This is a genomic window from Paraburkholderia sp. EG304, assembly GCF_046543485.1.
GTDB classification, from domain to species: domain Bacteria; phylum Pseudomonadota; class Gammaproteobacteria; order Burkholderiales; family Burkholderiaceae; genus Paraburkholderia; species Paraburkholderia youngii.
In genome coordinates this window covers 19646-43592 of sequence record NZ_JBKGUA010000054.1, presented here as the reverse complement: position 1 = coordinate 43592, position 23947 = coordinate 19646, and the positions used below count along the sequence as shown (strand labels likewise).

The following is a 23947-nucleotide window of genomic DNA, read 5'->3' as shown; positions in this document are numbered from 1 at the left end:
AAAGGACAGATGAAATGTTCGAGCAAAACTGCGCGGTCCGCCGCCCAGCAATTTTATTCTCTGGCATCATAAGTCATCCTTCGTATATTGCATTTGCTTGACTCCCTTTCCTTACTGCGACAGAACCTACTTGCGAGCACGCTCTTCCGCTTCGGCGCGGCTCAATCCCAGCACACTGATCGGCGCCTCGATGATGTTCTCGAGCACCGTCATATGCGCCCACAGATTGAAATGCTGGAACACCATCGCGAGACGCGTGCGCATCGTTTGCAACTGCTTCGGATGGGTCACGCGTAGCGAGCCGTTGCGATCCCTGCTCGTGTTGATTTCCTCGCCGTTAAGCGTGATGCGCCCGGAGCACGGCGATTCGAGAAAGTTGATGCACCGCAGGAAGGTGCTTTTCCCTGAGCCGCTCGACCCGATGAGGCTAATCACGTCGCCCGCCTTCGCCTTCAGCGAGACGCCCTTCAATACCTCGTTGTCGCCGAACTTCTTGTGCAGGTCGTCGACTGTCAGCTTGTACATGCTCGTATGCTCCATCATGGCGCGAATGCGCTTTAATGCCCTTGCGGTTTCAGATAAGCCAGCAAACGGATTTCCATCTTGCGGAAGCCCCAGATCAGCGCGAACACGATCGCCGCATACAGGATCGCCGCGATGCCGTACGCCTGGAACGTCGCGTAGGTCGCGGAGTTGACGTCGCGCGCCACTTTCAGAATGTCGGGGACGGTCGCCGTGAACGCGAGCGTGGTCGCGTGCAGCATCAGGATCACCTCGTTGCTGTACGAGGGCAGGGCCCGGCGCAGCGCAGACGGCAGGATGATGCGCGTATACAGCTTGAACTTCGACATGCCATAAGCCTGAGCCGCTTCGATCTCGCCGTGCGAGGTCTCGCGGATCGCGCCTGCGAAGATCTCGGTGGCGTACGCGCATTCGTTCAGCGCGAACGCGAGCAGCGTGCAGTTCATCGCATTGCGAAAGAAGCTGTCGAGCATCGCGTGCGAATGGACGAAATGCAGACTGTATAGCCCCGTGTAGATCAGCAGCAATTGAACGCACAACGGCGTGCCGCGAAACACGTAGGTGAACAGCCAGACGGGCCCGGAGATGTAACGGTTGCGCGACGCGCGCGCGATCGCGAGCGGCACGGCCAGCATGAAACCCAGCACGATCGATGCAACCAGCAGCCACAGCGTGATGACGAGGCCGGTGTAATTGAAGCCGTCCGTGAAAATGTAGTTCTGCCAGTATTGACGGATCAGTTCGATCACAGCGCGGCCCTCCGTACGCCGATCGAGTAGCGCTTCTCGAGGCGGATCAATACCAGGTTCGAAATGGTCGTGATGGCGAGGTAGATGGCCCCGGTCGCCAGCGTGAAGAAAAAGAACGACTGCGTGCTCTTGCCGGCGTCCTGCGATGCCTTGACCACGTCCGCGAGACCGATGATCGACACGAGCGCGGTGGCCTTCACGAGCACCTGCCAGTTGTTGCCGATACCGGGCAGCGCGAAGCGCATCATCTGCGGGAACAGGATGCGGGTGAACACGCGCCGCGCGCTCATGCCGTACGCGAAGCCCGCTTCGATCTGCCCGCGCGGCACCGAAAGGAACGCGCCGCGGAAGGTTTCGGTGAAGTACGCGCCGTATATGAAGCCCAGCGTGATCACACCGGCGAGAAACGGATCGATGTCGATCTGCTCCATGCTGAACATGTCGGTCAGCTCATTGAGCCAGATCTGGATGCTGTAGAACAGCAACAGCATCAGCACGAGGTCGGGCACGGCGCGGATCAGCGTCGTGTACATCGCGCCGATGCGCGAAAGCACGCGGTTGGTCGACAGCTTCGCGGCGGCGCCGAGAAGTCCCAGCGCGAACGACGCCGCCAGCGACAGCACCGCGAGCTTGATGGTTACCCACGTGCCCGCGAGGAGCAGCGGACCGAAGCCTTGAAACAGCATGGGAGTGTCCTTGTTGAAGGAGCGACCCGCGCATGCGCGCGGGGTCTACCGATCGGGTGGAGCGGGCTCGTGGTGTTGCGCGCGGGCTTAGCCGCCGTACACGTCGAAGTCGAAGTACTTCTGCTCGATCTTCTTGTAGGTGCCGTCCTTGATCATGTCGGCGATCGCCTTGTCGACCTTGATCTTCAGATCTTCGTCTTCCTTGCGCATGCCGATGCCCGCGCCGTTGCCGAGGATCTTCGGATCGTCGATGTTCTCCCCGACGAACGCGAAGCCCGCGCCGCGCGGCGTCTTCAGGAAGCCCTGGTCAGCCTGCACCGCGTCTTGCAGTGCCGCGTCCAGACGGCCCGACTGCAGGTCGGTGTAGACCGCGTCCTGGTTCTGGTACGGCACGACCTTCACACCCTTCGCCTCCCAATAGGTCTTCGCGTAGGTTTCCTGAATCGTGCCCTGTTCGACGCCCACCGTCTTGCCCTTCAGCGAGTCGGCGGTCGGCGCGATACCCGAGCCCTTCTTCGCGACGAGCCGTGTCGGCGTGTTGAACAGCTTCGACGAGAAAGCGATCTGTTCAGCACGTTTCGGCGTCATCGACATCGACGACAGCACGCCGTCGAACTTCTTCGCCTTCAGTGCCGGAATCATGCTGTCGAAGTCCTGCTCGACCCAAACGCACTTCGCATTCAGACGGCGGCAGATTTCGGTGCCGAGGTCGACGTCGAAGCCGACCAGCTTGCCATCGGTCGCTTTCGATTCGAACGGCGCATAGCTCGCATCGACGCCGAAGCGGACCGTGGACCAATCTTTGGCGAAAGCGCCGGTGGCGGCGAGTGCGAGGGCGAGGGATAGGGCAAGTTTCTTCATCAAAGTCTCCGGGAGGGATGCTGCGAGGTGCGATGTTGTATAGACAAATTATCCCGTACGGCCGTTGAGCGGCAATCAGGGTTAGTGCTTACGCGCACCCAGGGGGGAGACGGGGAATAGGCGTATAAGCCTTTGTTGGCGGGATTGTCAGGCTGATTGAAAGGCTGCGGGCGCAGCCCGAGTTTTCGCGTATACCCGCGGTCTATACCGTGGCAAATAGCTTGTCCATACAACTTCGTTACGGCGATGCCCGCATGGGCATCTAGCCGCGAACCGCGCGAACCGCGCTACTGATGCGAAGGCGGCAGATAGGTCATGTGCTGTTCGTCGTACAGCGCGTAGATCAGTTCGAGCATGCGCTGGATGTCGGCCGATTCGTCGAGCATGCGGATGCTCATGATGATCGGCGACACGAGGTTCTGATCGTCGAGGTCCTTATAGGCGATGTCGCCGCGCTGCAAGCCGTACACGCTCGCCGGCACGATCGAGATGCCTTCGCCCGCGGCGACGAGGCCGAGCGCGATCTGCAACTCGCGCGTCTCGTAGAGCCGCTGCGGTTTCAGGCCGCGATCGTGAAACGCGGCCAGCACCTGGTCCGCGTAACTGGGCCGCGGCGCCTTCGGAAAGATGATCAGCGTTTCGCTGGTCAGGTCGTGCAGCGACAGCACCGGCTTCGCGTCACTCAGCGGATGGCCGAGGGGCAGCGCGACGATCATCCGTTCTTCGCGCAGCACGACACGCTTGATGCTCGGGTCTTCGTGACGAATGCGGCCGAAGCCGACGTCGATGCGGCCTTCCTTGAGCGCCTTGATCTGATCCATCGTCGACATCTCGTGCAGGCTCAGCTCGACGGTGCTGTTCTCGGTACGAAAGCGCCGGATGATTTTCGGCAGCATGCCGTACAGCGTCGAACCGACGAAGCCAACGGATAAACTCCGTTCGATCTTGCCGACGCGCCGCGTCATCGCCTCGATTTCCGTCGTTTGCGCGAGCAGCTGCACCGCGTGCGAATAGAAGAAGCGGCCCGCCTCGGTCAGCTTCAGCGGCCGCGAGTTGCGCTCGAACAGCTGCACGCCGAGCGTGTCTTCGAGCTGCTGGATCTGCCGGCTCAACGGCGGCTGCGCAATATGCAGACGTTTGGCGGCCTTGGTGACGTTGCATTCCTCGGCAACGGCTACGAAGTAGCGCAGGTGGCGCAATTCCATAAAAATACCTTTTAAGTATCGTCCCGATACTAAATCAGTGTTGGACGATGCAAATGGCGGACAACTATCCTTCAGTTACCGTAGACGCCCCACAAAATTATACCTCCCGAGCATTGACAACTCGGCCCGGTCTGAAGCGTCGGTCGGCCCCACGGAGACGGCGCAGGCAATTCCTCGCGCATGGGATCCAAGACTTAAAAGAGTTCAGGAGCAGCAATGAAACACGCTGAAATCGAAACCCTGTCGAAAGGGTTGCCCACCGATATCCCGCCTCTCGTGCCGAAGGTCGAGCCCTTGCGCGCCGCGACCTGACGCAACGCCCGGAGGCGCACCGCCTCCACTCCCGACGTGAAAGACCAACCGGCCTGCCGGCCTCCCGGCAGGCAGGCCGCTCCCTACACGCGTGCTTCGCACGCATACCGACAGTCCGTACCAGGAGACACGCATGATTCCGATCTATCCGGATCACACTCCACAACTGAAGAACATCGACGACTTTCTCGTGGAAGACCGCGAGCGCGGCGACTACCGCCTGCATCGCAGCGCGTTTACCGACGAGCGTCTGTTCGAACTCGAAATGCAGCATATTTTCGAGGGCAACTGGATTTATCTCGCGCACGAAAGCCAGATTCCGAACAACAACGATTACTTCACGACCTATATGGGCCGGCAGCCGGTCGTGATCGCGCGCAATCGTCAGGGCGAGCTGAACGCGTTCATCAATTCGTGCACGCACCGCGGCGCGATGCTGTGCCGTCACAAGCGCGGCAACAAGGCGACCTATACGTGCCCATTCCACGGCTGGACCTTCAACAACAGCGGCAAGCTGCTGAAGGTCAAAGACCCGTCGGACGCGGGCTATCCCGACTGCTTCAACAAGGAAGGCTCGCACGACCTGAAGAAGCTCGCGCGCTTCGGCAACTATCGCGGCTTCCTGTTCGGCAGCCTGAGCGATGACGTGCCGCCGCTCGAGACGTTCCTCGGCGAGGCGGCGCTCATCATCGACATGATCGTCGACCAGTCGGAAGACGGTCTCGAAGTGCTGCGCGGCTCATCGACCTACACGTATGAAGGCAACTGGAAGCTGACCGCCGAAAACGGCGCGGACGGCTATCACGTGTCGGCCGTGCACTGGAACTACGCGGCGACGACCAATCATCGCAAGGAAGAAAACGCCCGCGAAGACAAGATCCGCGCGATGGATGCGGGCAGCTGGGGCCGTCAGGGCGGCGGCTTCTACGCGTTCGAGCACGGCCACATGCTGCTGTGGACGCGCTGGGCCAATCCCGAAGACCGTCCGAACTTCAGCCGCCGCGAGGAATTCGCCGCGCGCTGCGGCGCCGAGCGCGCCGACTGGATGATCCAGAACTCGCGCAACCTGTGCCTCTACCCGAACGTGTATCTGATGGACCAGTTCGGCTCGCAGATTCGCGTGCTGCGGCCGCTGTCGGTCGACAAGACCGAGGTGACGATCTACTGCATCGCGCCGAAGGGCGAATCCGACGAAGCGCGTTCGCGCCGCATCCGGCAATACGAGGACTTCTTCAACGTGAGCGGCATGGCCACGCCCGACGACCTCGAGGAATTCCGCGCCTGCCAGTTGGGCTACGCGGCCCGCGCGGTCGAATGGAACGACATGTGCCGCGGTTCGAAGCACTGGATCGACGGCGCCGACGAAGCCGCGCAAAAGATCGGCCTGAACCCCGTGATGAGCGGTGTAAAGACCGAAGACGAAGGCCTCTACACGGTGCAGCACCGCTACTGGATCGACACGATGAAAAAGGCGCTGAACGCGCCGGGGAGCCGCGCATGAGCAACATCGCCATCACCGATATTCAGGCTTTCCTGTTCCGCGAAAGCCGCCTGCTCGACGACGAGCAATGGGACGAGTGGCTCGCCTGCTATCACCCGGATGCGTCGTTCTGGATGCCGTCGTGGGACGACGAGGACAAGCTCGTCACCGATCCGCAGCGCGAGATCTCGCTGATCTATTACCCGAACCGCCAGGGCCTCGAAGATCGCGTGTTCCGCATCAAGACCGAGCGTTCGAGCGCGACGATGCCCGATACGCGCACGAGCCACAACGTCGCGAACGTCGAAGTGGAGAGCGTGGAGAACGGCGTGTACACGGTGCGCTTCAACTGGCACACGCTGAGCCATCGCTACAGGACGAACTACAGCTACTTCGGCATGTCGCGCTACGTGATCGACTTCAACGGCGCCGAGCCGCAAATCCTGAGCAAGTACGTCGTGCTGAAGAACGACTACATCAATCAGGTCATCGACATCTACCACATCTAGCCGGTGCGGTTGCAGGAGACAGGTCATGGAACACACTATTGCACTTCAGTTCGAAGACGGCGTCACGCGCTTCATCAGCTGCCGTGAGAACGAAACACTGTCGGATGCCGCGTATCGGCAGAAGATCAACATTCCGCTCGACTGCCGCGAAGGCGCATGCGGCACCTGCCGCGGACTGTGCGAATCGGGCGCGTACGACATGCCCGAGGAGAGCTACGTCGAAGATGCGTTGACCCCCGAGGAAGCGGGCAAGGGCTATATCCTCGCGTGCCAGACGCGGCCGCGCTCGGATCTGGTGATTCGCGTGCAGGCGTCGTCGGCGGCGTGCAAGACCGGGGTGTCGCGTTTCGAAGGCACGCTCGCGGCGGTCGAACGGCTGTCGGATTCGACGATCCATTTCTCGATCGATATCGAAGGCGCGAGCGCGCCGAGCTTTCTCGCGGGCCAATACGTGAACGTCGAGATTCCGGGCGCGAGCGGCGAGAGCCGGTCGTACTCGTTCAGCTCGGCGCCGGGCGCGGCGGGTGCGGCGTTCGTCGTGCGCAACGTGCCTCACGGCAAGATGAGCGGCTTTCTGAGCCGCGATGCGCAGCCGGGTCAGCGGATCGGCTTCACGGGTCCGTATGGCAGCTTCTATCTGCGCGATCCGCAGCGTCCGGTGCTGTTCCTCGCGGGCGGCACCGGCATTGCGCCGTTCCTGTCGATGCTCGACGTGCTGAAGGCGAGCGGCAACACGCAGCCGGTGCGGCTCGTGTACGGCGTGACCCACGACATCGATCTGGTCGCGCTCGAACAGCTCGAACAAGCGCAGCGCACGCTGCCGAATTTCAGCTACCGCACGTGTGTCGTGGATGCCGCGAGCAGCCACGAGCGCAAAGGCTACGTGACCGCGCACGTCGACAGCGAATGGCTCAATAGCGGCGACGTCGACGTCTACCTGTGCGGCCCGGTCGCGATGGTCGAAGCGGTGCAGGGCTGGCTGCGCGAGAGCAGCGTCGAGCCCGCGAACTTCTACTACGAAAAATTCTCGGCGAGCAACGTAGCATGACTTCGACCTTTATCGATCGCTTCAAGGACAAGGTGCTCGTCGTGACCGGCGCGGGCCAGGGCATCGGCCGCGGCGTCGCGTTGCGCGCGGCGCGCGAGGGCGCGGCGGTGGTGCTGGTGGACCGTTCGCCTATCGTGCACGAGGTGACCGAAGAGATTACGCGTGCCGGCGGCGCTGCGCGCGCGTTCATCGCCGACCTCGAAACCTATGCGGGCGCGGCTGCAATGACGGCCTTCGCGATCGAGGTGTTCGGCCGCATCGACGCGCTCGTCAACAATGTCGGCGGCACGATCTGGGCGAAGCCGTACGAAGAGTACGAAGCCGAGCAGATCGAGGCCGAGGTGCGGCGCTCGCTGTTCCCGACGCTGTGGTGCTGCCACGCGGTGTTGCCCGCGATGCTGGAGCGCGCGAGCGGTGCGATCGTCAACGTGTCGTCGATTGCGACGCGCAGTATTTATCGCGTGCCGTATGCGGCGTCGAAGGGCGGCGTCAATGCGCTGACCGCGAGCCTCGCGTTCGAGCATGCCGAACACGGCATCCGCATCAACGCGGTCGCGACCGGCGGCACCGAAGCGCCGCCGCGCCGCGTGCCGCGCAATACCGCGCCGCAAAGCGAGCAGGAAGCGACGTGGTATCAGGGCATCGTCGATCAGACGATCGCGTCGAGCCTGATGCATCGCTACGGCACGATCGACGAACAGGTCGGCGCGATCCTGTTCCTCGCTTCCGATGAAGCGTCGTATATCACCGGCACCGTGCTGCCGGTCGGCGGCGGCGATCAAGGCTAGCGAGCGGCGGGCCGAACCACGCCGATAGGCCGCGCGGCGATTGTCCTTCATACTATCGGCCCGGAATGACTGCTCCGCCCGGCGCGATGTCACCAACAGCGGGCCGCCACGACCCACATCGACGATGAATCCCACCCCTAGCCAGGCGCCGACCGCGCGCGCCATTGCGGCCGACTGGTCCGTGTCCGCCATCGTGGCCGGCTTTCTGGCCGTGCTGATCTCGTACGCGGGCCCGCTCGTGATCTTCTTCCAGGCGGCGCAAGCGGCCCACATGCCCAACGAGATGGTCGCGTCGTGGGTATGGGGCATCTCGATCGGCGCGGCCGTCTCCGGCATCTTCGCGAGCTGGAAGCTGAAAGTGCCGGTCGTGACCGCGTGGTCCGCGCCCGGCACCGCGCTGCTGGTCGGACTGTTTCCCGCGTTGACGCTGCATCAGGCGGTGGGCGCATACCTGAGCGCAGCTGTGATCATTCTGCTGATCGGCATCTCGGGCTATTTCGATCGCATGGTGCGCAGCATTCCGAAGGGCATCGCCTGCGGGATGATGGCCGGCATTCTGCTGCAGTTCGGCACACATGCGTTCAAGGCTGCGACGTCGATGCCGGCGCTGGCGTTAGGCATGATCGGCGCGTACATCGTGTTCAGGCGCCTGCTGCCGCGCTATTGCATCGTGCTGGTACTGCTGACGGGCACGGTGCTCGCCATCGCGCTCGGCGCCGCGCACCTCGGCGCGCTGCCGCTGCAAGTCACGCGGCCGATCTTCATCCAACCCGAATGGACGCTGAGCTCGACGCTGAGTCTTGCGCTGCCGCTCGTCGTCGTCAGTCTGACCGGGCAGTTTCTGCCGGGCATGGCGATTCTGCGCCTGTCCGGCTATCACACGCCGGCGCGGCCAATCATCACCGCGACTAGCATCGCGTCGATCGGCGTGGCGTTTTTCGGCGGCATCACGATCGTGATCGCCGCGATCACGGCGGCGCTGTGCACCGGCAAGGATGCGCACGACGACCCGGATAAGCGCTATATCGCGGGCATCGCCAACGGCGTGTTTTATCTGATCGGCGGCACCTTCGCCGGTGCGATCGTCGCGCTGTTCACGATGCTGCCGAAGGAGTTCGTCGCGATTCTGGCGGGTCTAGCGTTGATCGGTGCGATCACGTCGAACGTGATGGGCGCGATCCAGGACGAAGACCATCGCGAGGCCTCGGTCATCACGTTTCTCGCGACTGCATCCGGTATGACCTTCCTCGGGATCGGCTCCGCGTTCTGGGGCATCGTGATCGGCTCGTTCGCCTACCTCGTGCTGAACAAGGTGCGGCGCGAGACGTCGGCAAACCAATGACGAAGCAGTGACTCAAGGCCGCGCCCCGAGCGCCTGAAACAGTGCGGCGGTATCGGCATAACGCTGCCCGGCGGCTTTGGTGCGATCGAGTCCGGTCTGCAATTCCTGGCGCTGCGTATCGAGCAGCGTCAATTGGCTGATGCCGCCCGCCGCATAACGCTGACTCGCGATACCGGCGCTGTGCTGCGCGCTGCGCTGCGCGGCATCGAGCGCCTGCAATGCAATCGCATCCTGATCGAGCGCGCGCAGCGCGTCGGCGACCTGTTGCAGTCCCTGCAGCACGGTTTGCTTGTAGACGGCGAGCGCCGCCTGGTAGGCCGCCTCGGAAGAATGCTTGCGCGCCAGCAGTTCACCGCCATGAAACAGCGGCTGCGTGAGACCCGCGCCGAAACTCCACACGTTGAAACCCGTCAGCAGGTCGGACACGTTGACCCGTTCGGTCGCCGCGCTGCCCGATAGCGTGATGCGCGGATACAGGTTCGCGGTCGCCACGCCGATGTTCGCGCTCGCCTGATGCAACAACGCCTCGGACGCGCGAATGTCGGGCCGCTGCTGCGCGAGCGTCGACGGCAAGGTCAGCGGCAGGTCGGCCGGCAGTACGAGCGTATCGAGGTCCAGCGCGGCAAGGTCGTGCGCGGTGGCCAATTCCGCTGGCGGGCGTCCCAGATAGATCGCGAGCTGATGATCGGTCTGTGCGAGCTGCGTGCGCAACGGCGGCAACGTCGCGCGGGTTTGCTGCACGAGCGTGCGCTGGCTCAGCAGATCGACCTCGGAGATGCCGCCCGCACGATAGCGGCGCTCGGCGATATCGAGTTGCTGCATCTGGTTCGCGAGCAGCGCTTCCGTGAGCGCGATCTGCCGCGCAAGCGATGCGCGCCGGATCGCCGCCGTCACCACATTGCCCGCGACCGTCAAACGCGCGGCTTCGAGTTCGTATTGCTGATAGTCGACTTGCGCGGCCACCGCTTCGAGCGCGCGGCGATTCGCGCCGAACAGATCGAGCGTGTACGACACGGTGACCTGCGCGCTGTACAGCGTGAACGGCGCAAACGCGCGGCCCTGCGTCAGCTGGCCGAAGCCGAGCGCTTCGGGATCGATTTTTTCGCGCGTGGTCGACAGGTTCGCGTCGACCTGCGGCCACAGCGTGCCGCCCGCCTGCGCGCGGTAGTCCTGCTGCGCTTGGTCGAGTTTCGCGCGGGCTTGCGCGAGGGTCGGGCTGTCGTCTAGCGCCTGCTGCACCAGCGCGTTCAGCGCCGGCGAGCCGAACGCGCGCCACCAGCCGTCGCCGGGCACATCGGTCGGCACGAAGTGTTGTGCGGCGCCGCCGGGACCATCGGCGGCGACGGTGCTTGCCGCGAGCGGCGCGGCGGTATAGCTCGACACGCTGGTCACGTCGGGCCGATGGAAATCGGGGCCGACGGTGCACGCGCACAAGGTCACGCTTGCGCCGAAGGCGGCGAGCCGACGCTTAGCGGATAAATAAGCCGCGCGATGAAAGACCACGTCACGAAAGCGAGGAGCGGAACACATTGCGGGCCTTCCTCAATCGAGCGTGCGTCGATAGAACTTCACGGCGACACCCATCACGACGAACAGAAAGATCAGCAGCGGCCACACATGCGGCCACATGTCGGTCCAACCGACGCCTTTTAGCAGAATGCCGCGCACGAGCCGGTTGAAGTAGGTGAGCGGCAACAGATTGCCGATGTACTGCGCCCACTTCGGCATGCCCGCGAACGGAAACATGAACCCCGACAGCAGGATGTTGGGCAGAAAATAGAACATCGTCAGCTGCATGGCCTGCAACTGATTCTGCGCGAGCGACGACAGCGTAATGCCGATCGTCAGATTGGCCGCGACGAACAATAGCGCGGACAGATACAGCGCGATCAGACTGCCTTCGAACGGCACGTTGAACACGAAGCGAGCCGCCGCGACAATGATGCTGACCTGCACCAGACCGATGGCGACGTAGGGCACGATCTTGCCGGTCATCACTTCGAGCGGCAGCACCGGCGTAGCCAGCAGATTTTCCATCGTGCCGCGCTCGCGTTCGCGGGTGATCGCGAGGCCCGTCATCATCACCATCGTCATCGTCAGGATCACGCCCATCAGGCCCGGCACCACGTTGTACTGGGTGATGCTTTCGGGGTTGTAGAGCCGGTGCAATTGCACATCGAAAGCGGTGGGGCCGACCGCGAGCGACGACAGCGGACCCGTGAGGTCCTTCTGCAATACCGACTGCGTGATCGACGGCAACGCGCCGAGCGCGGTGCCCACCGCCATCGGGTCCGTCGCGTCGGCTTCGACGAGCAGCGAGGGCCGCGCGCCCTTGGCCAGCTCGCGCGTGAAACCGACCGGAATATTCAGCACGAACAGCACCTTGCCTTGCGCGAGCGCGCGGCGGCCGGACTCTTCGTCGGGCAGCGTCGAGACGATGTCGAAGTAGTCGGAGTTGCGCATCGCCATCAGGAAGCTGCGTGTGAATTCACTGTGGTCGGCGGCGATGACGGCGGTCGGCAGATGCTTCGGGTCGGTATTGATCGCGAAGCCGAACAGCGCCATCTGCATGATCGGCAGCACGATCATCATCGCAAACGTGATGCGATCGCGCTTCAGCTGCAAGAACTCCTTGCGCACGATGCTCCACCAGCGCATCAGCGAAAAGCGTGGAAGCCGGCGCGCGGAATTCACGATGCTTTGCCCGCGGAAGGCGTTGCGTAATTGTCGGTCGAGCGGTTCATCATGAAGATGAACACGTCTTCGAGGCCGGTTTCCTGTCTTTCGATTCGCAGCGCGGGGTTCGAGCGTTCCAACTGATCGATGCTCGCGTGGAGTTCGGGCGTGTCGGGCCCGCTAACGTGCAGCGACGAACCGAACGCGACGGTCTGCTCGACGCCGGGCGATCTGCGCAGCCGGTCGCCGAGCTCGACGAGATTCTGGCCGTACACGGCCCACGTCACGAGCCCTTGCGAGTCGATCACCTGTTGCGACGTACCCTGCGCGAGCAGCTTGCCGTACGCGATATAGGCGAGCTTGTGGCAGCGTTCCGCTTCGTCCATATAGTGCGTGCTGACGAGTACCGAGATGCCGCGCGCCGCGAGGCGGTGCAGCTCTTCCCAGAAGTCGCGGCGTGCGCTTGGATCGACACCGGCGGTCGGTTCGTCGAGCAGCAGCAGTTCCGGCTCGTGCAGCATGCACGCGGCCAGCGCGAGACGCTGCTTCCATCCGCCCGACAGTGCGCCGGCCAGCTGCTTCTCACGGCTTTGCAAACCAAGCTGTTCGAGCGCGCGATCCACCGCCTCGCGGCGGTTCTTCATCTCGTAGATGCGCGCGACGAAGTCGAGGTTTTCGCGGATCGACAGATCTTCCCAATAGGAGAAGCGCTGCGTCATATAGCCGGTGCGGCGCTTGATCTGCGCGCTGTCATGCACGATGTCGTAGCCGAGACAGGTGCCGCTGCCGGAGTCCGGCGTCAGCAGTCCGCACATCATGCGGATGCAGGTAGTCTTGCCGCTGCCGTTCGGGCCGAGAAAACCGAAAATCTCGCCGCGCTGCACCTGCATCGTCACGTCGTTGACCACGTGCTTGCTGCCGAAATGCTTGTTGAGCCCGTGCACGTCGATCGCGTACGCGGGCTCGCTGGCGTTGGCGGGGGGCGGCGCGGGCGCACTCATTGCAGCGTGACCGTGACGGGCTGGCCGGGCCGCAGCTTCGGCGCATCGGCGGTTTGCGGTCTGGCTTCGACCATGAACACGAGCTTCGCGCGGCTTTCGTTGCTGAAGATCACCGGCGGCGTGTACTCCGCCTGGTCCGAGATGAAGCTGAGCACGGCCGGCACATCGGCGGCGCAACCGTCGCAATGAATCGATACGTGACGGCCCGGCGCGAGCGAACCGACCACACCCTGCGGCACGAAGAAACGCACTTTGACGTTTTCCGGCGGCAGCATGCGCACGACCGGGCTGCCCGCCGGCACCCATTCGCCGCTGCGATACATCGTGTCGAACACGAGGCCCGCGTGCGGCGCATGCACGCTTTTCTGATCGAGCTTCCATTGGGCTTGGCCGAGTTGGGCCTGCGCGGCGTCGACTTGCGCCTGTTGCGCGCGAATCTGTTCGATCCGCCCCGGCAGACGTGCGACCGCGAGCTGACTTTGCAACTCGCGCACGTGCGCGGCGCTCGACAGCGCGCTCGCGCGCGAGTCGTCGAGCTGGCTTTGCGCGATGCCGCCGGCGTCGAATTGCTGTCGATCGCGGCGGAACTGGGTCGCGGCGCGCGCCGCATCGGCTTCGGCCTGTACGAGTTGTGCGCGCGTCACGTCGACTTCCGGCGGACGCTTGCCGGTCCCGAGGTCGGCGAGCTGGGCGCGGGCGGAGCGCAGTTGCTCGTTGGCCTGCGCCACCGCGTCGGTTTCGTTCTGCGCTTCGAGCGCGAAGAGCGGCGTGTTCTGCGCGACGGTCTGCCCGCGCGAGACCGCGAGTTCGGTCAACTGTCCCGCCTGCGAAGACGCGAGGTACAGGAATTCGCCTTCCACATAGCCTTGCCACGTGTTCGCGGGTTGTTGCGAACAGCTCGCGCACGCGATGCACAGTGCGAGCAACGCGACACGTGTGGATGAGCGGGCGGACGGAATCATGACGGCTTTCCTTTCGCGCGGCGTGCGGTGGACGTCGCCCGGGTCCTGGCCCTGGAGCTGGTCTTGACTGCCGTGGCTGCGCTCATGCCCTGCGTGAGCAGTGCCACGACGTGGCGTTCGAGCGTCGCGCGATCGAACGAGCTGCGCGGATTCAGGCGCTGCCAGATCCTGGCGGTTGCCTGCGGCAGCATCACGAGCGCGAGCACCGAGTTGAACAGCAGCAACGGTTCGAGCTGCGCATTCAACTGGCCCGACGCGCAGCCACGTGCGATGTTCTGACCGAACGCGGCGACCTTTTGCACGGGGATATGCGCAAACGCGCGCTCGCGCAGCAGGCCGCCTTCGTTGATGATTTCGCGCAGCCATAGCGAAGGCAGCCACGGCATGGTCTCGGTGACGTCGAACATGCGTTTGACGATGCCTTGCGTCAGCGCGAGCGGATCGTCGTGCTCGGCATCGACCGGGTCCCAGATCGCGCCGAATGCGGCGACCAGTTTTTCCTCGAACAACGCGTCGAGCAGCTTTTCGCGGGTCTGGAACCAGTAGTGCACCATCGCGGACGTCACGCCGCTCGCCGCCGCGATCTGCGCCACCGTCGTGTTGGCGATGCCGCGCTCGGCGAACAGCGTCACCGCGACATCGAGCAGATGTTCGCGTGCGTCGAAGTCCTGCGGATGAGGACGGCGACCCATTCTGGAGCGGGCGACTTGCGGCATGGGAAACCTGACTAACTGATGAGTTAGTTAGTTTTAACTGCTTGATAGTAGGACAAGTTTTGAGGTGCTGGAGGAGGGGAAACCCTGGCTGGGAGTGGCCGCCGTCGTGTCGTCGATCCGCGTCAAGAGACCGCGCGGCCATGCAACCTGGGTACCGGAATAGACGCTCTTACAAACAACGCGACGAAATTCACAGCACTGAGCCCTTGAGATGTTTTTCCCTTTCGACTTGCCGACGCGGTCGTCGAGCCATCGTTGGGAGCCGAGAATGCGCCGCTCGTCACTATCGAGGCCGCGATGCTCGGTTTGCCTGCCCTCGTCCACGACGGCGGCAGCATGGCGACGACCGGTGACGCGGTAGGCAACAAGATCAAATTTCGGTCAGAGCCTCAGAGCCTCGAACTGGCACTGGATCGACTGGCGAAGCATCTGGCGGACAAGGGCAGAAGCTATTCACTCGCTGAGTATTTGCCGGAGCACTACCAGCAGCGGCTCGTGGAAATCATGGAACTCGGAGAGCATGCGGGCACGGCACCTTCGAGGCGGACAGACGAGGCGGTCTGCTGACGCTTGCGCCGTTCTACCTGGACGTTAAGCTGACAGTGGACGGCGCGACGGCGTCGTCCAAATGCGTGACTGCTGCGCGCAAAGCGCATTTTCGCCGGAAATTTCTATACTTCTGTAGCGCACCTGGCACGATCCAGCCCGCGCGACCCAGACGAATTCACGTCAACGAAACGAAAGAATCGAAGCGAACCCGCGGCGCCGCTATCACGGCTCACGCGCGATTCGTATGAGGAGGGAGACATGGCACATTCCGCAACCGCCGAGTCGGGGAAGGAAGGCCACGGCGACGCCTCACCGGCTCTTCCAGCGCTCGCGCTGGCCGCGCTCGGCGTGGTCTATGGCGACATCGGCACGAGCCCGCTCTATACGCTTGCCACCGTGTTCGATCCCGCCAACGGTCTCACGCTCAATGCTTTCAATATCGTCGGCATCGTTTCGCTGATTTTCTGGTCGCTGATGATCGTCGTTTCGCTGAAGTACGTCGTCCTGATCCTGCGGGCGAATAATCACGGCGAAGGCGGGATCATGGCGTTGCTCGCGCTCGCGGCGTCGTCGATCGTGTCGCGGCCGCGCTTGCGTCGCGGGCTCCTCGTGGTGGGGGTGATGGGCGCGGCGCTGTTCTTCGGCGACAGCGTGATCACGCCGGCCATATCCGTGCTGAGCGCCGTGGAAGGGCTCGAAGTCGTCGAGCCCGGGCTCAAGACCTATGTGGTTCCGGTGACGCTCGCCGCGCTGATCGTCCTGTTCGTCACGCAAAAGCACGGCACGGGCGGCATCGGCGCCGTGTTCGGGCCGGTGATGGTGCTGTGGTTCGTCGTGATCGGCGCGGCGGGCGTCGCTAACATCATGGCCACGCCGGTCGTGCTGTATGCGCTCAATCCGCTGGAAGGGCTCCGCTTGGTCATGCATCACCGCTGGCTCGCGTTCGTCGCGCTTGGCGCGGTGGTGCTGTCGCTGACGGGCGCCGAGGCGCTCTACGCCGACATGGGCCATTTCGGCAAGCGGCCCATTCGTGTGACGTGGTTCGGCGTCGTTTTTCCCGCGCTCGCGCTGAACTATCTGGGCCAGGGCGCGCTGCTGCTGGCGAACCCCGGCGCGGTGCAAAACCCGTTCTACCGACTGTTCCCGCAGTGGGCCATCGTGCCGATGATCGTGCTGGCGACGATCGCCACCGTGATCGCGTCGCAAGCCGTTATTTCGGGTACCTATTCGATGACGATGCAGGCGATGCAGCTTTCCTTCCTGCCGCGCATGAACATCGTGCATACGTCGGAGCGCGAGATCGGGCAGATCTACGTGCCCGGCATCAACTGGATTCTGCTGGTCGCCGTGGTCGCGGCGGTGTTGGGTTTCCGCTCGTCGACGGCGCTCGGGGCCGCGTACGGCATCGCCGTGACCGGCACGATGCTGATCACCACGTTCCTGACGTTCTTCGTCGTGCGTTACGCGTGGCGCTACAACTGGCTGCTGTGCGTGCTCTCCACCTCGTTCTTCTTCGTGATCGACGCGCTGTTCTTTTCGGCGAATCTGCTCAAGATCGTCGATGGCGGGTGGTTCCCGCTCGTAGTCGGCGCGATCATGTTCACGATCATGGCGACGTGGGGACGCGGCTGGGAGATGATGCTGGCCGAAGCGCGCACGCGGGCGGGAAAGACGCCGCTCAAACAGTACCTCACCACGCTGCTCGAAAGTTCGCCGACGCGTGTGGGCGGCACGGCGATCTTCCTGACTCCGGACGCCGAAGCGGTGCCGCACGCGCTCGTCAACAATCTGCGGCACAACCGTGTGCTGCATGAGCGCACGGTCTTCCTGACCGTAATCACGAAAAACGTGCCGTGGGTGGCCGACAGCGAGCGCGTGCAGATCAGGCCGCTGTGCGCGGGTTGCTGGCACGCAACGGTGAACTACGGATTCAAGGACGAAGTGGACTTGCCGCGCACGCTGACCGCCCACAAGTCGCCGGAATTCACGTTCAACCCGGACGACACATCCTGGTTCCTGAGCCGCGCGGCTGTCGTGCCCAAACGCGTCCACGGCATGGCGCTATGGCGCGAGCGGCTTTTCGCGGTGATGCTGCACAACGTCGGCAATATCGCGGCTTTCTTCAAACTGCCGGCCAGTCGCGTGATCGAAGTCGGCGCGCGCGTGGAGATTTAGGCAGACAAGGCATCATCTGCCTTTGAAGTAATTCGATAGACATCGCCACTTCGCAACGGCCCTCCACCGGCTCGGGTTCGAAACTTGCTGCCAACGACCAACCGCCGCTCCAATCGGCGCGCGCGTGTTGCTCCGCGGCAGGCAGGCATGGACGAATGCCCGCGCCGCAGCCAATCAGGAGGCGTGCGATGGGCGACGAGGCTAACAAGAATCATGGACACGACCGCCGCCGCTTTCTTGCCGGCGTAGCCGCGGTGGCCGGCAGCGTTGCGCTATCGGGTTGCGGTGGCGGCGGATCGGGCGACGACATAACGGGCGGAGGAAGCGGCGGCGACCCCGCGCCCTCGATTACCGACATTCCGGCGCCCAACGCCGCCGACCGCTATGGCCTGCCGCGCCCGGCGTTGCCCGCGCCGGCCAGCTCGGGCATCGACTTCATCGTGCTGGTCACGATGGAAAATCGTTCGTTCGACCATTTCCTGGGCTGGGTGCCGGGCGCGGAGGGCATGCCCGCGAACCGGCAATTCAAGGACGCGTTCGGCGCGACGCAAACGCCGTTTTCGCTTGCGGCGAATGCCGCGTACGGCTATCAGGCGTGCGCCTTCCTGGACCCCAATCACAGCTTCTCGGGGGGCCGCACGCAACTGGCATCGGGTGCGATGAATGGCTGGCTGCTCACGCCGGGCACGAGCCTGAGCCGGGGCGACCTGCTGCCGATCGGCTTCTACACGCAGGCCGACCTGCAATTTTTCAGCGCCGTGGCCAGCAGTTACACGATCGGCGACTTCTACTTCAGCGGCATCCTGACCAGCACGTTTCCCAATCGCCTGTATCTGCATAGCGGCGCAACGGACCGGCTCGACGACAGCGCCGACACGTCGTCGCTCGCGACGATCTGGGACAAGCTGAGCGACGCCGATGTCGACGCTCGCTACTACTACCACGACGTGCCGCTCACGGCGCTTTATGGCACGCGGTATCTCGGCATATCGCGCCCGTTTGCGGATTTCCTCGTGAATGCCGCGGCGGGGACGCTGCCGCCATTCTGCATGGTCGATCCGTCATTTACGGGCGAGCCCGAAGGCGTTTCCGCCGACGACCATCCGCATGCCGACATCCGCGATGGCGAGGCGTTTCTCGCGCGAGTCTATGAGGCGCTGCGCACGAGCCCGACGTGGAGCCGCACGCTGATGATCGTCGTCTACGACGAATGGGGCGGGTTTCTCGAGCACGTGGTGCCGCCCACCAGGCCGATCAGCAACAGCGAGCTCACGCTCGGCAACGACGGCAAGCTCGGCTTTCGCGTGCCGCTCGCGCTGCTCGGCCCGCGCGTGCGCGCGGGTTCGGTCACGCGCTATCCGTTCGACCCCAGCTCGATTCACGCGCTGCTGCAATGGCGCTTCGGCTTGCAGCCGCTCGGCGTGCGCGGCAGCGATCCGGCGACCTTCAATCTCGCCTACGCGCTCGATTTCAACGGCGCGCCGCGCACCGACGCTCCCGCGTTCACGGTCGCCCAGGGGCCGTTCGGCGGAACCTGCCTGGGGGCGGCCGCGCCCTCGCCGTCGAGCTCGGTATCGGCGATCGATCAGTCGCAAATGCGGGCGATCAACCCGGCGGCGGATCGCTTCGCGGATCTGCGCGCGAAGGCGGCGTCATTAGGATTCGCGACCGGCGGCTAACGCCGGTTTCCGCCTAGAATGAGCGGGCCGCAAGCCGGCGCCGGACCGGGCCGCGCGGCCTGACGAAGCTCATGCCTCGAGCGCGGTCGGTCGCCAGAAACCTGGTCGGCACCTGGTAGAGAGCGCTTGCGCGCGACATCGTTTTGCGAAGCGGGTCCCGCATTTGCTAGCGAGACCCTCTCGAAGCCCCGCGGCAGCGTGCAGCATAGGATCGGCACGCGCGGCGGGCCGCCTACGTCGACGTCACCGCGTCGTCCTCAACGGGTCCGCCGATGCCATTTCGTTCCGATCTTCCCGTTTGGTTTTCCCGCCAGCGGTCGTACCGCTGCGTTCTCGCCTCCGTGGCTACGGCGCTGGCGCTCGCCGCAAGCACCGGCGTCACCGCGCAATCCGCGCCGACGGTCGCACCGACCCAGCCGGCCGTGCCGGCCCTTACGCTGCCCGCATCGGCTGCCGCTGCGAATGCCGGGAGCAGCGCCGCGGCCAGGCACGTCGACAACACGGATCATGCGCAGCCGTCGCCGGTCGTGCCGACGCCGCCGTCCGAACTGTATGGCGAGCTGTATCGCGACGTCGAACTCGCCCACCTGTACCCGGACAGCAAGACGTTCGCCGACATGTCGCCAAACCAGCCGCCGGCGCAAGTCATCGCCGACTATGACAGCCAGCGCGCTCAGCCGCGCTTCGACCTGAAGCAATTCGTCGAACAGCGTTTCACGCTGCCCCCGCGCGAGCCGAAGCGCTATGTGTCCGATCCGAACGAAAGCGTCACCGCGCACATCGATACGCTGTGGAGCGTGCTGCGCCGCGAACCGGAGGCGAGCGCCAGCCCGTACGCTTCGCTGTTGCCGCTGCCGTCGTCGTACATCGTGCCGGGCGACCGCTTCGACGAGATCTACTACTGGGATTCGTACTTCATCCTGCTGGGGCTCGACGCGAGCGGCCAGCGCGCGCTCGTCGACGACGAGCTGAACAACTTCGCGACGTTGATCGACCGCTATGGCCACATCCCCAACGGCAATCGCACGTATTACCTGAGCCGTTCGCAGCCGCCGTTCTTCGCGCAGATGGTGCAGCTCGTCGCGCGCAAAGAGGGCGATCAGGTCTACGCCCGCTATCTGCCCGAGCTGCGCCGTGAATACGCGTACTGGATGGCGGGCAGCGATCATCTGTCGCCGGGCAACGCGGCCCGCCATCTGGTGCGCCTCGCCGACGGCACGCTGCTCAATCGCTACTGGGACGAGCGCGCGGCGCCGCGCGACGAGTCGTACCGCGAGGATGTGATGACGGCGCAGCAGATACCGCAACGCGACGCGCAGGATTTGTGGCGCAACCTGCGCGCGGGCGGCGAAACCGGCTGGGATTTCAGTTCGCGCTGGTTCGCCGACGGCAGGACGCTCGCGACCATCGACGTGACCTCGCTCGTGCCAGTGGACCTGAACTGCCTGATGGTGGAGCTCGAACGCGCGCTCGCGAAAGCCTACCGGGTGACCGGCGACGCGGGTCACGCCGAGAATCTCGAACTACGCGCCCGCGTGCGCGCCGATGCGATCCGCCGGATGCTGTGGGATCCGCAACTGCACGCTTTCACCGACTACGACTTCGTGCATCGCACGCTCACGCACCGGTTGACTGCCGCGACGGTGTACCCGCTTTACACCGGCGTCGCGGCACGCAACGACGCGCGCGAAGTCGCGCAGACGATCCGGCGGGATCTGCTGCGCCCGGGCGGTCTGGCGACGACGCGGACCAATACCGGACAGCAATGGGACGAACCGAACGGCTGGGCGCCGCTGCAGTATCTCGCGGTGATCGGGCTGCGCCGCTACAGCGAGCCGGAGCTCGCGCGCGATATCGCGACCCGCTGGATCCGCACCAACGTCGCGTACTACCAGCGCACGGGCAAGCTGGTCGAAAAGTACGACGTCGACGCGAGCGACAAGTCGGCGGGCGGCGGCGAGTATCCGCTACAGGACGGCTTTGGCTGGACCAATGGTGTGCTGCGCGTGCTGATGCAGCTCTATCCGGATGCGGTGAGTTCGACGAAGCCGGCCGATCTGCCGGGCGGCGCGGTGGGGGTGTCGGATGCGGCGGCATCGGCGGCGGCCGCGCCGCAGACGTCGCACAGCACGTCGGCCGCGGGCCACTAGCGGGAAGAGGTAGTAGCGATACCAGGATGATGGGTTGACTGCCTGACAGCGACGCAGCCCGTTAGCATGCTTCGGATAGCTCGAACGGCCCCTAGTCACCTGGAAAGTCTCGAAGATGAATCGCAAGCTCGACATACCATCGGCCGAACCGGTGCCGCTGCAGGCGCAGGCCACGGCGGCGGCCAAGGCCGCTCCGGCGGCCGGCGATGAAGCCGCCGCGCATTGGCAGCGCAACCTGTGCGTGTGCGTGTTCGGCTCGTTTACGACCATCGTCGCGATGACGCTGCTGCTGCCATTCCTGCCGCTCTACGTCGAACAGCTCGGCGTGAAGGATCATGCGGCGATCGTGCAATGGTCCGGCGCCGCATTCGGCGCGACCTTTTTCAGCGCCGCGCTCGTCGCGCCGCTGTGGGGCAAGCTCGCGGACCTCTACGGCCGCAAGCTGATGCTGATCCGCTCGAGTCTCGGCATGGCGGTTGCGATGTCGCTGATCGGTATGGCGCACTCGGCCTGGCAACTGGTTGCGTTGCGGCTGCTCGCCGGGTTGCTCGGCGGCTATGCGTCGGGCTCGATGATCCTCGTCGCGACGCAGACGCCGAAGGCGCGTTCGGGCTGGGCGCTCGGCGTGCTGTCGTCGGGGATCATGGCGGGGAACCTGGTCGGCCCGCTGATCGGCGGCTTTTTGCCGCCGTTGATCGGCATCCGCGCGACCTTCTGGGCCTCGGGCGCGGCGATCTTCGTCGCCTTTCTCGCGACCGCGTTTCTGATTCGCGAGCAGCCCGTCCGCAAGCGCGCGGACAGCGCGTCGAAGAAGGGCGCGTGGGCCTCGGTCGACGACAAGCGGCCAGCCATCGCGATGCTTGCCACCGGCCTGCTGCTGATGGTCGCGAACATGTCGATCGAACCGATCATCACCGTCTACGTCGCCCAGCTCACGAAGCCTCAAAGCGTGACGATGGTCGCGGGCTTCGTCATGTCCGGCGCGGCGCTCGGCAGCGTGATCTCGTCGTCGCGCCTCGGCAGGTTCGCCGATCGCGTCGGGCACTGGAACGTGATCGTCGGCTGCCTCGCGGTATCGGCGGTGTTGCTCGTGCCGCAGGCGTTCGTCACCGCGAGCTGGCAGCTGATCGTGCTGCGTTTCCTGATGGGGATCGCACTCGGCGGCCTGTTGCCGTGCATCGCGAGTGTGATCCGCCACAACGTGCCGGCGAGCGTGACTGGCGCGATTCTCGGCTACTCGGTGTCGTCGCAGTACGCGGGCCAGGTGGCCGGCCCGCTGCTGGGCGGTTTCGTCGGCGGACATGTCGGCATGCGCGCGGTGTTTCTCGGCACCAGCGTGCTGATGGCGCTCGGCGCGCTCGCGAACTGGCGCGTGAAATCGCGCAGCGTACGGGCCGAGGCGGCGCCCTGATACGAGCCGCGTCGACGCTCGACAGGTTTGCCATTGCGGCGAAAACACCCCATCCCTAGGCGGCCAGCGCCCGCGTAAACCCCAGCGCGCGTCTGGCCCGAACCCGCTTTGCTCCTTATTTTATTCATGCTACTGCGAATCGCAGTTCGCAAGGCTATGCAAATTTACATTGCAGCCGGCCGAGGCGGAACTGGGATGGCCTGAGGTCGCCACCCCGCCGGACACACCCCAACGTGTAATCCTGACCAGGGAGAAAGCGCGGTGACGCAGGTTCCGATCGAACGTAGCAGCATCGTCTCCGCGCACGCTTTGTCCCGCCCACGTCTGGCCCCGGCGAAATGGTTCGTCAGGGCGGGCGTCGCGCTCATCTATCTGTTCATGCTGAGCCCGCTGATCTTCGTGATCTGGCTGAGCTTCTTCAAGGACGCGATCATCACGTTTCCGCCATCCGGCTACACGCTGTCGTGGTACGTCAATGCATGGCGTAACGACGCGTTCGCGAATGGCTTCGTGCTGTCGCTGAAGCTCGCGGCGGGCGCGGCGCTCGGCGGCGTGGTGCTCGGCGTGGCCGCCTCGCTCGCACTGGCGCGCTACCGGTTTCCTGGGCGGCGCCTCGTCGGCAACACGCTGCTGCTCCCACTAGTCGTGCCTGGCATCGTCGCTGGGATTGCGACTTATCTGTTCTATCTGCGCGCCGAAAATGCGCTCGATACCGACATCGTCGGCACCTTCGGCGGCCTGCTGCTCGCGCATATCTGCCTGACGATCCCCTGGACGATCCGGCTCGTCACCGCGAGCCTGAGCCAGATCGACACCACCGTCGAGGAGGCCGCGCGCAATCTCGGCGCCGGCGCGTGGCGCACGCTGTGGCGCGTCACGTTGCCGATGCTGCGGCCGGCGATCGTCGCGTCCACGCTGTTCGGCTTCATCGTCTCGTTCGAGAACCTCGAGATGACCTTGCCGCTCGTCGGCCCCGGCAAGACGACGTTGCCGATCGCGATCATGCAGTACCTCGAATTCAATCTCGACCCAACCATCGCGGCGGTATCGGCCGCGCAGATCGTGCTGCTCGGCATCGTGATGCTGATCACCGATCGATTCGTGAAGCTCGGCAAGGTGATCTGAA

At 64.4% G+C, this 23947-nt stretch carries 20 protein-coding genes and 1 pseudogene; 11 read left to right on the top strand and 10 right to left on the bottom strand.

All coding sequences use genetic code 11. The annotated features are described in order from the left end of the window. Window positions 1-129 precede the first annotated feature (129 nt). The 5 genes and pseudogenes from ACLFKU_RS35955 to ACLFKU_RS35935 form a co-directional block, all read right to left on the bottom strand. Window positions 130-525: pseudogene (locus ACLFKU_RS35955) on the bottom strand (ATP-binding cassette domain-containing protein); the annotation flags it as partial. A gap of 32 nt (window positions 526-557) precedes the next feature. Further along, window positions 558-1271 carry an ABC transporter permease gene (locus tag ACLFKU_RS35950; RefSeq protein WP_410852328.1) on the bottom strand — a complete coding sequence of 238 codons (714 nt, stop codon included), beginning with the start codon at window positions 1269-1271 and terminating at the stop codon, window positions 558-560. Next, window positions 1268-1957, bottom strand: coding sequence for an ABC transporter permease (locus tag ACLFKU_RS35945; RefSeq protein ID WP_368582519.1), 690 nt, complete (start codon window positions 1955-1957; stop codon window positions 1268-1270). The genes ACLFKU_RS35950 and ACLFKU_RS35945 overlap by 4 nt, the downstream gene beginning before the upstream one ends. Window positions 1958-2044: 87 nt before the next feature. Further along, the gene (locus ACLFKU_RS35940; RefSeq protein WP_410852327.1) at window positions 2045-2818 is read right to left on the bottom strand and encodes an ABC transporter substrate-binding protein; all 774 of its coding nucleotides are present in this window, start codon (window positions 2816-2818) and stop codon (window positions 2045-2047) included. Window positions 2819-3105: 287 nt separating this feature from the next. Continuing rightward, entirely contained in the window at window positions 3106-4023 is a 918-nt protein-coding gene (locus ACLFKU_RS35935) for a LysR family transcriptional regulator (RefSeq protein WP_018434770.1), read from the bottom strand. A gap of 445 nt (window positions 4024-4468) precedes the next feature. Here ACLFKU_RS35935 and benA point away from each other — a divergent pair, with 445 nt between their 5' ends. From benA to ACLFKU_RS35910, 5 genes are all read left to right on the top strand, one after another. Further along, entirely contained in the window at window positions 4469-5836 is a 1368-nt protein-coding gene (gene benA / locus ACLFKU_RS35930; protein WP_410852326.1) for a benzoate 1,2-dioxygenase large subunit, read from the top strand. Beyond that, window positions 5833-6324 carry a benzoate 1,2-dioxygenase small subunit gene (gene benB, locus ACLFKU_RS35925; RefSeq protein WP_410852325.1) on the top strand — a complete coding sequence of 164 codons (492 nt, stop codon included), beginning with the start codon at window positions 5833-5835 and terminating at the stop codon, window positions 6322-6324. The genes benA and benB overlap by 4 nt, the downstream gene beginning before the upstream one ends. A 25-nt stretch (window positions 6325-6349) precedes the next feature. Beyond that, complete coding sequence (gene benC / locus ACLFKU_RS35920) at window positions 6350-7372, top strand: benzoate 1,2-dioxygenase electron transfer component BenC (RefSeq protein ID WP_410852324.1); 1023 nt, start codon at window positions 6350-6352, stop codon at window positions 7370-7372. Beyond that, window positions 7369-8160, top strand: coding sequence for a 1,6-dihydroxycyclohexa-2,4-diene-1-carboxylate dehydrogenase (locus ACLFKU_RS35915; protein WP_368582514.1), 792 nt, complete (start codon window positions 7369-7371; stop codon window positions 8158-8160). The genes benC and ACLFKU_RS35915 overlap by 4 nt, the downstream gene beginning before the upstream one ends. Window positions 8161-8284: 124 nt before the next feature. Further along, window positions 8285-9502 carry a benzoate/H(+) symporter BenE family transporter gene (locus ACLFKU_RS35910; protein ID WP_410852323.1) on the top strand — a complete coding sequence of 406 codons (1218 nt, stop codon included), beginning with the start codon at window positions 8285-8287 and terminating at the stop codon, window positions 9500-9502. Window positions 9503-9514: 12 nt separating this feature from the next. Here ACLFKU_RS35910 and ACLFKU_RS35905 read toward each other — a convergent pair whose 3' ends face one another. From ACLFKU_RS35905 to ACLFKU_RS35885, 5 genes are read right to left on the bottom strand one after another with little or no spacing between them, the layout of a single operon-like run. After that, window positions 9515-11032 (bottom strand): efflux transporter outer membrane subunit, encoded by a 1518-nt coding sequence (locus tag ACLFKU_RS35905; protein WP_410852322.1) that lies wholly within the window; start codon window positions 11030-11032, stop codon window positions 9515-9517. A 12-nt stretch (window positions 11033-11044) separates the two neighbouring features. Beyond that, entirely contained in the window at window positions 11045-12160 is a 1116-nt protein-coding gene (locus ACLFKU_RS35900) for an ABC transporter permease (protein WP_410852330.1), read from the bottom strand. A 32-nt stretch (window positions 12161-12192) separates the two neighbouring features. Further along, window positions 12193-13179 (bottom strand): ABC transporter ATP-binding protein, encoded by a 987-nt coding sequence (locus ACLFKU_RS35895; RefSeq protein ID WP_410852321.1) that lies wholly within the window; start codon window positions 13177-13179, stop codon window positions 12193-12195. Continuing rightward, window positions 13176-14141: an HlyD family secretion protein gene (locus ACLFKU_RS35890; protein ID WP_368582510.1), complete on the bottom strand. Its 966-nt coding sequence runs from the start codon at window positions 14139-14141 to the stop codon at window positions 13176-13178. The genes ACLFKU_RS35895 and ACLFKU_RS35890 overlap by 4 nt, the downstream gene beginning before the upstream one ends. After that, complete coding sequence (locus tag ACLFKU_RS35885) at window positions 14138-14833, bottom strand: TetR/AcrR family transcriptional regulator (protein ID WP_368582509.1); 696 nt, start codon at window positions 14831-14833, stop codon at window positions 14138-14140. The genes ACLFKU_RS35890 and ACLFKU_RS35885 overlap by 4 nt, the downstream gene beginning before the upstream one ends. A gap of 279 nt (window positions 14834-15112) precedes the next feature. Here ACLFKU_RS35885 and ACLFKU_RS35880 point away from each other — a divergent pair, with 279 nt between their 5' ends. The 6 genes from ACLFKU_RS35880 to ACLFKU_RS35855 all read left to right on the top strand — a co-directional run bounded on the left by ACLFKU_RS35880 (window position 15113) and on the right by ACLFKU_RS35855 (window position 23946). Next, complete coding sequence (locus tag ACLFKU_RS35880; RefSeq protein ID WP_368582508.1) at window positions 15113-15424, top strand: glycosyltransferase; 312 nt, start codon at window positions 15113-15115, stop codon at window positions 15422-15424. Between the two features lie 240 nt (window positions 15425-15664). Beyond that, on the top strand, window positions 15665-17581 hold the full coding sequence (locus ACLFKU_RS35875; protein WP_410852320.1) for a potassium transporter Kup: 1917 nt from the start codon (window positions 15665-15667) through the stop codon (window positions 17579-17581). Window positions 17582-17769: 188 nt separating this feature from the next. Then, window positions 17770-19260 carry an alkaline phosphatase family protein gene (locus ACLFKU_RS35870; protein ID WP_410852319.1) on the top strand — a complete coding sequence of 497 codons (1491 nt, stop codon included), beginning with the start codon at window positions 17770-17772 and terminating at the stop codon, window positions 19258-19260. A gap of 341 nt (window positions 19261-19601) precedes the next feature. Beyond that, window positions 19602-21410 carry an alpha,alpha-trehalase TreA gene (treA, locus tag ACLFKU_RS35865; RefSeq protein WP_410852318.1) on the top strand — a complete coding sequence of 603 codons (1809 nt, stop codon included), beginning with the start codon at window positions 19602-19604 and terminating at the stop codon, window positions 21408-21410. A 115-nt stretch (window positions 21411-21525) separates the two neighbouring features. Further along, window positions 21526-22821, top strand: a complete 1296-nt coding sequence (locus tag ACLFKU_RS35860) for an MFS transporter (protein ID WP_410852317.1) — start codon at window positions 21526-21528, stop codon at window positions 22819-22821. A gap of 261 nt (window positions 22822-23082) precedes the next feature. After that, window positions 23083-23946 (top strand): ABC transporter permease, encoded by an 864-nt coding sequence (locus ACLFKU_RS35855; RefSeq protein ID WP_410852316.1) that lies wholly within the window; start codon window positions 23083-23085, stop codon window positions 23944-23946. Window position 23947: the final 1 nt, after the last annotated feature.

Excerpts from the sequence above, each read along its gene's own strand:
- benC (WP_410852324.1), top strand. The coding sequence starts at position 6,350 with ATGGAACACACTATTGCACTTCAGTTCGAAGACGGCGTCACGCGCTTC.
- ACLFKU_RS35870 (WP_410852319.1), top strand. The coding sequence starts at position 17,770 with ATGGGCGACGAGGCTAACAAGAATCATGGACACGACCGCCGCCGCTTT.
- ACLFKU_RS35885 (WP_368582509.1), bottom strand. The coding sequence starts at position 14,833 with ATGGGTCGCCGTCCTCATCCGCAGGACTTCGACGCACGCGAACATCTG.
- ACLFKU_RS35915 (WP_368582514.1), top strand. The coding sequence starts at position 7,369 with ATGACTTCGACCTTTATCGATCGCTTCAAGGACAAGGTGCTCGTCGTG.
- ACLFKU_RS35905 (WP_410852322.1), bottom strand. The coding sequence starts at position 11,032 with ATGTGTTCCGCTCCTCGCTTTCGTGACGTGGTCTTTCATCGCGCGGCT.
- benB (WP_410852325.1), top strand. The coding sequence starts at position 5,833 with ATGAGCAACATCGCCATCACCGATATTCAGGCTTTCCTGTTCCGCGAA.
- ACLFKU_RS35860 (WP_410852317.1), top strand. The coding sequence starts at position 21,526 with ATGAATCGCAAGCTCGACATACCATCGGCCGAACCGGTGCCGCTGCAG.
- ACLFKU_RS35890 (WP_368582510.1), bottom strand. The coding sequence starts at position 14,141 with ATGATTCCGTCCGCCCGCTCATCCACACGTGTCGCGTTGCTCGCACTG.
- ACLFKU_RS35900 (WP_410852330.1), bottom strand. The coding sequence starts at position 12,160 with ATGCGCTGGTGGAGCATCGTGCGCAAGGAGTTCTTGCAGCTGAAGCGC.
- ACLFKU_RS35910 (WP_410852323.1), top strand. The coding sequence starts at position 8,285 with ATGAATCCCACCCCTAGCCAGGCGCCGACCGCGCGCGCCATTGCGGCC.
- ACLFKU_RS35895 (WP_410852321.1), bottom strand. The coding sequence starts at position 13,179 with ATGAGTGCGCCCGCGCCGCCCCCCGCCAACGCCAGCGAGCCCGCGTAC.
- ACLFKU_RS35935 (WP_018434770.1), bottom strand. The coding sequence starts at position 4,023 with ATGGAATTGCGCCACCTGCGCTACTTCGTAGCCGTTGCCGAGGAATGC.
- benA (WP_410852326.1), top strand. The coding sequence starts at position 4,469 with ATGATTCCGATCTATCCGGATCACACTCCACAACTGAAGAACATCGAC.
- ACLFKU_RS35945 (WP_368582519.1), bottom strand. The coding sequence starts at position 1,957 with ATGCTGTTTCAAGGCTTCGGTCCGCTGCTCCTCGCGGGCACGTGGGTA.
- ACLFKU_RS35875 (WP_410852320.1), top strand. The coding sequence starts at position 15,665 with ATGGCACATTCCGCAACCGCCGAGTCGGGGAAGGAAGGCCACGGCGAC.
- ACLFKU_RS35940 (WP_410852327.1), bottom strand. The coding sequence starts at position 2,818 with ATGAAGAAACTTGCCCTATCCCTCGCCCTCGCACTCGCCGCCACCGGC.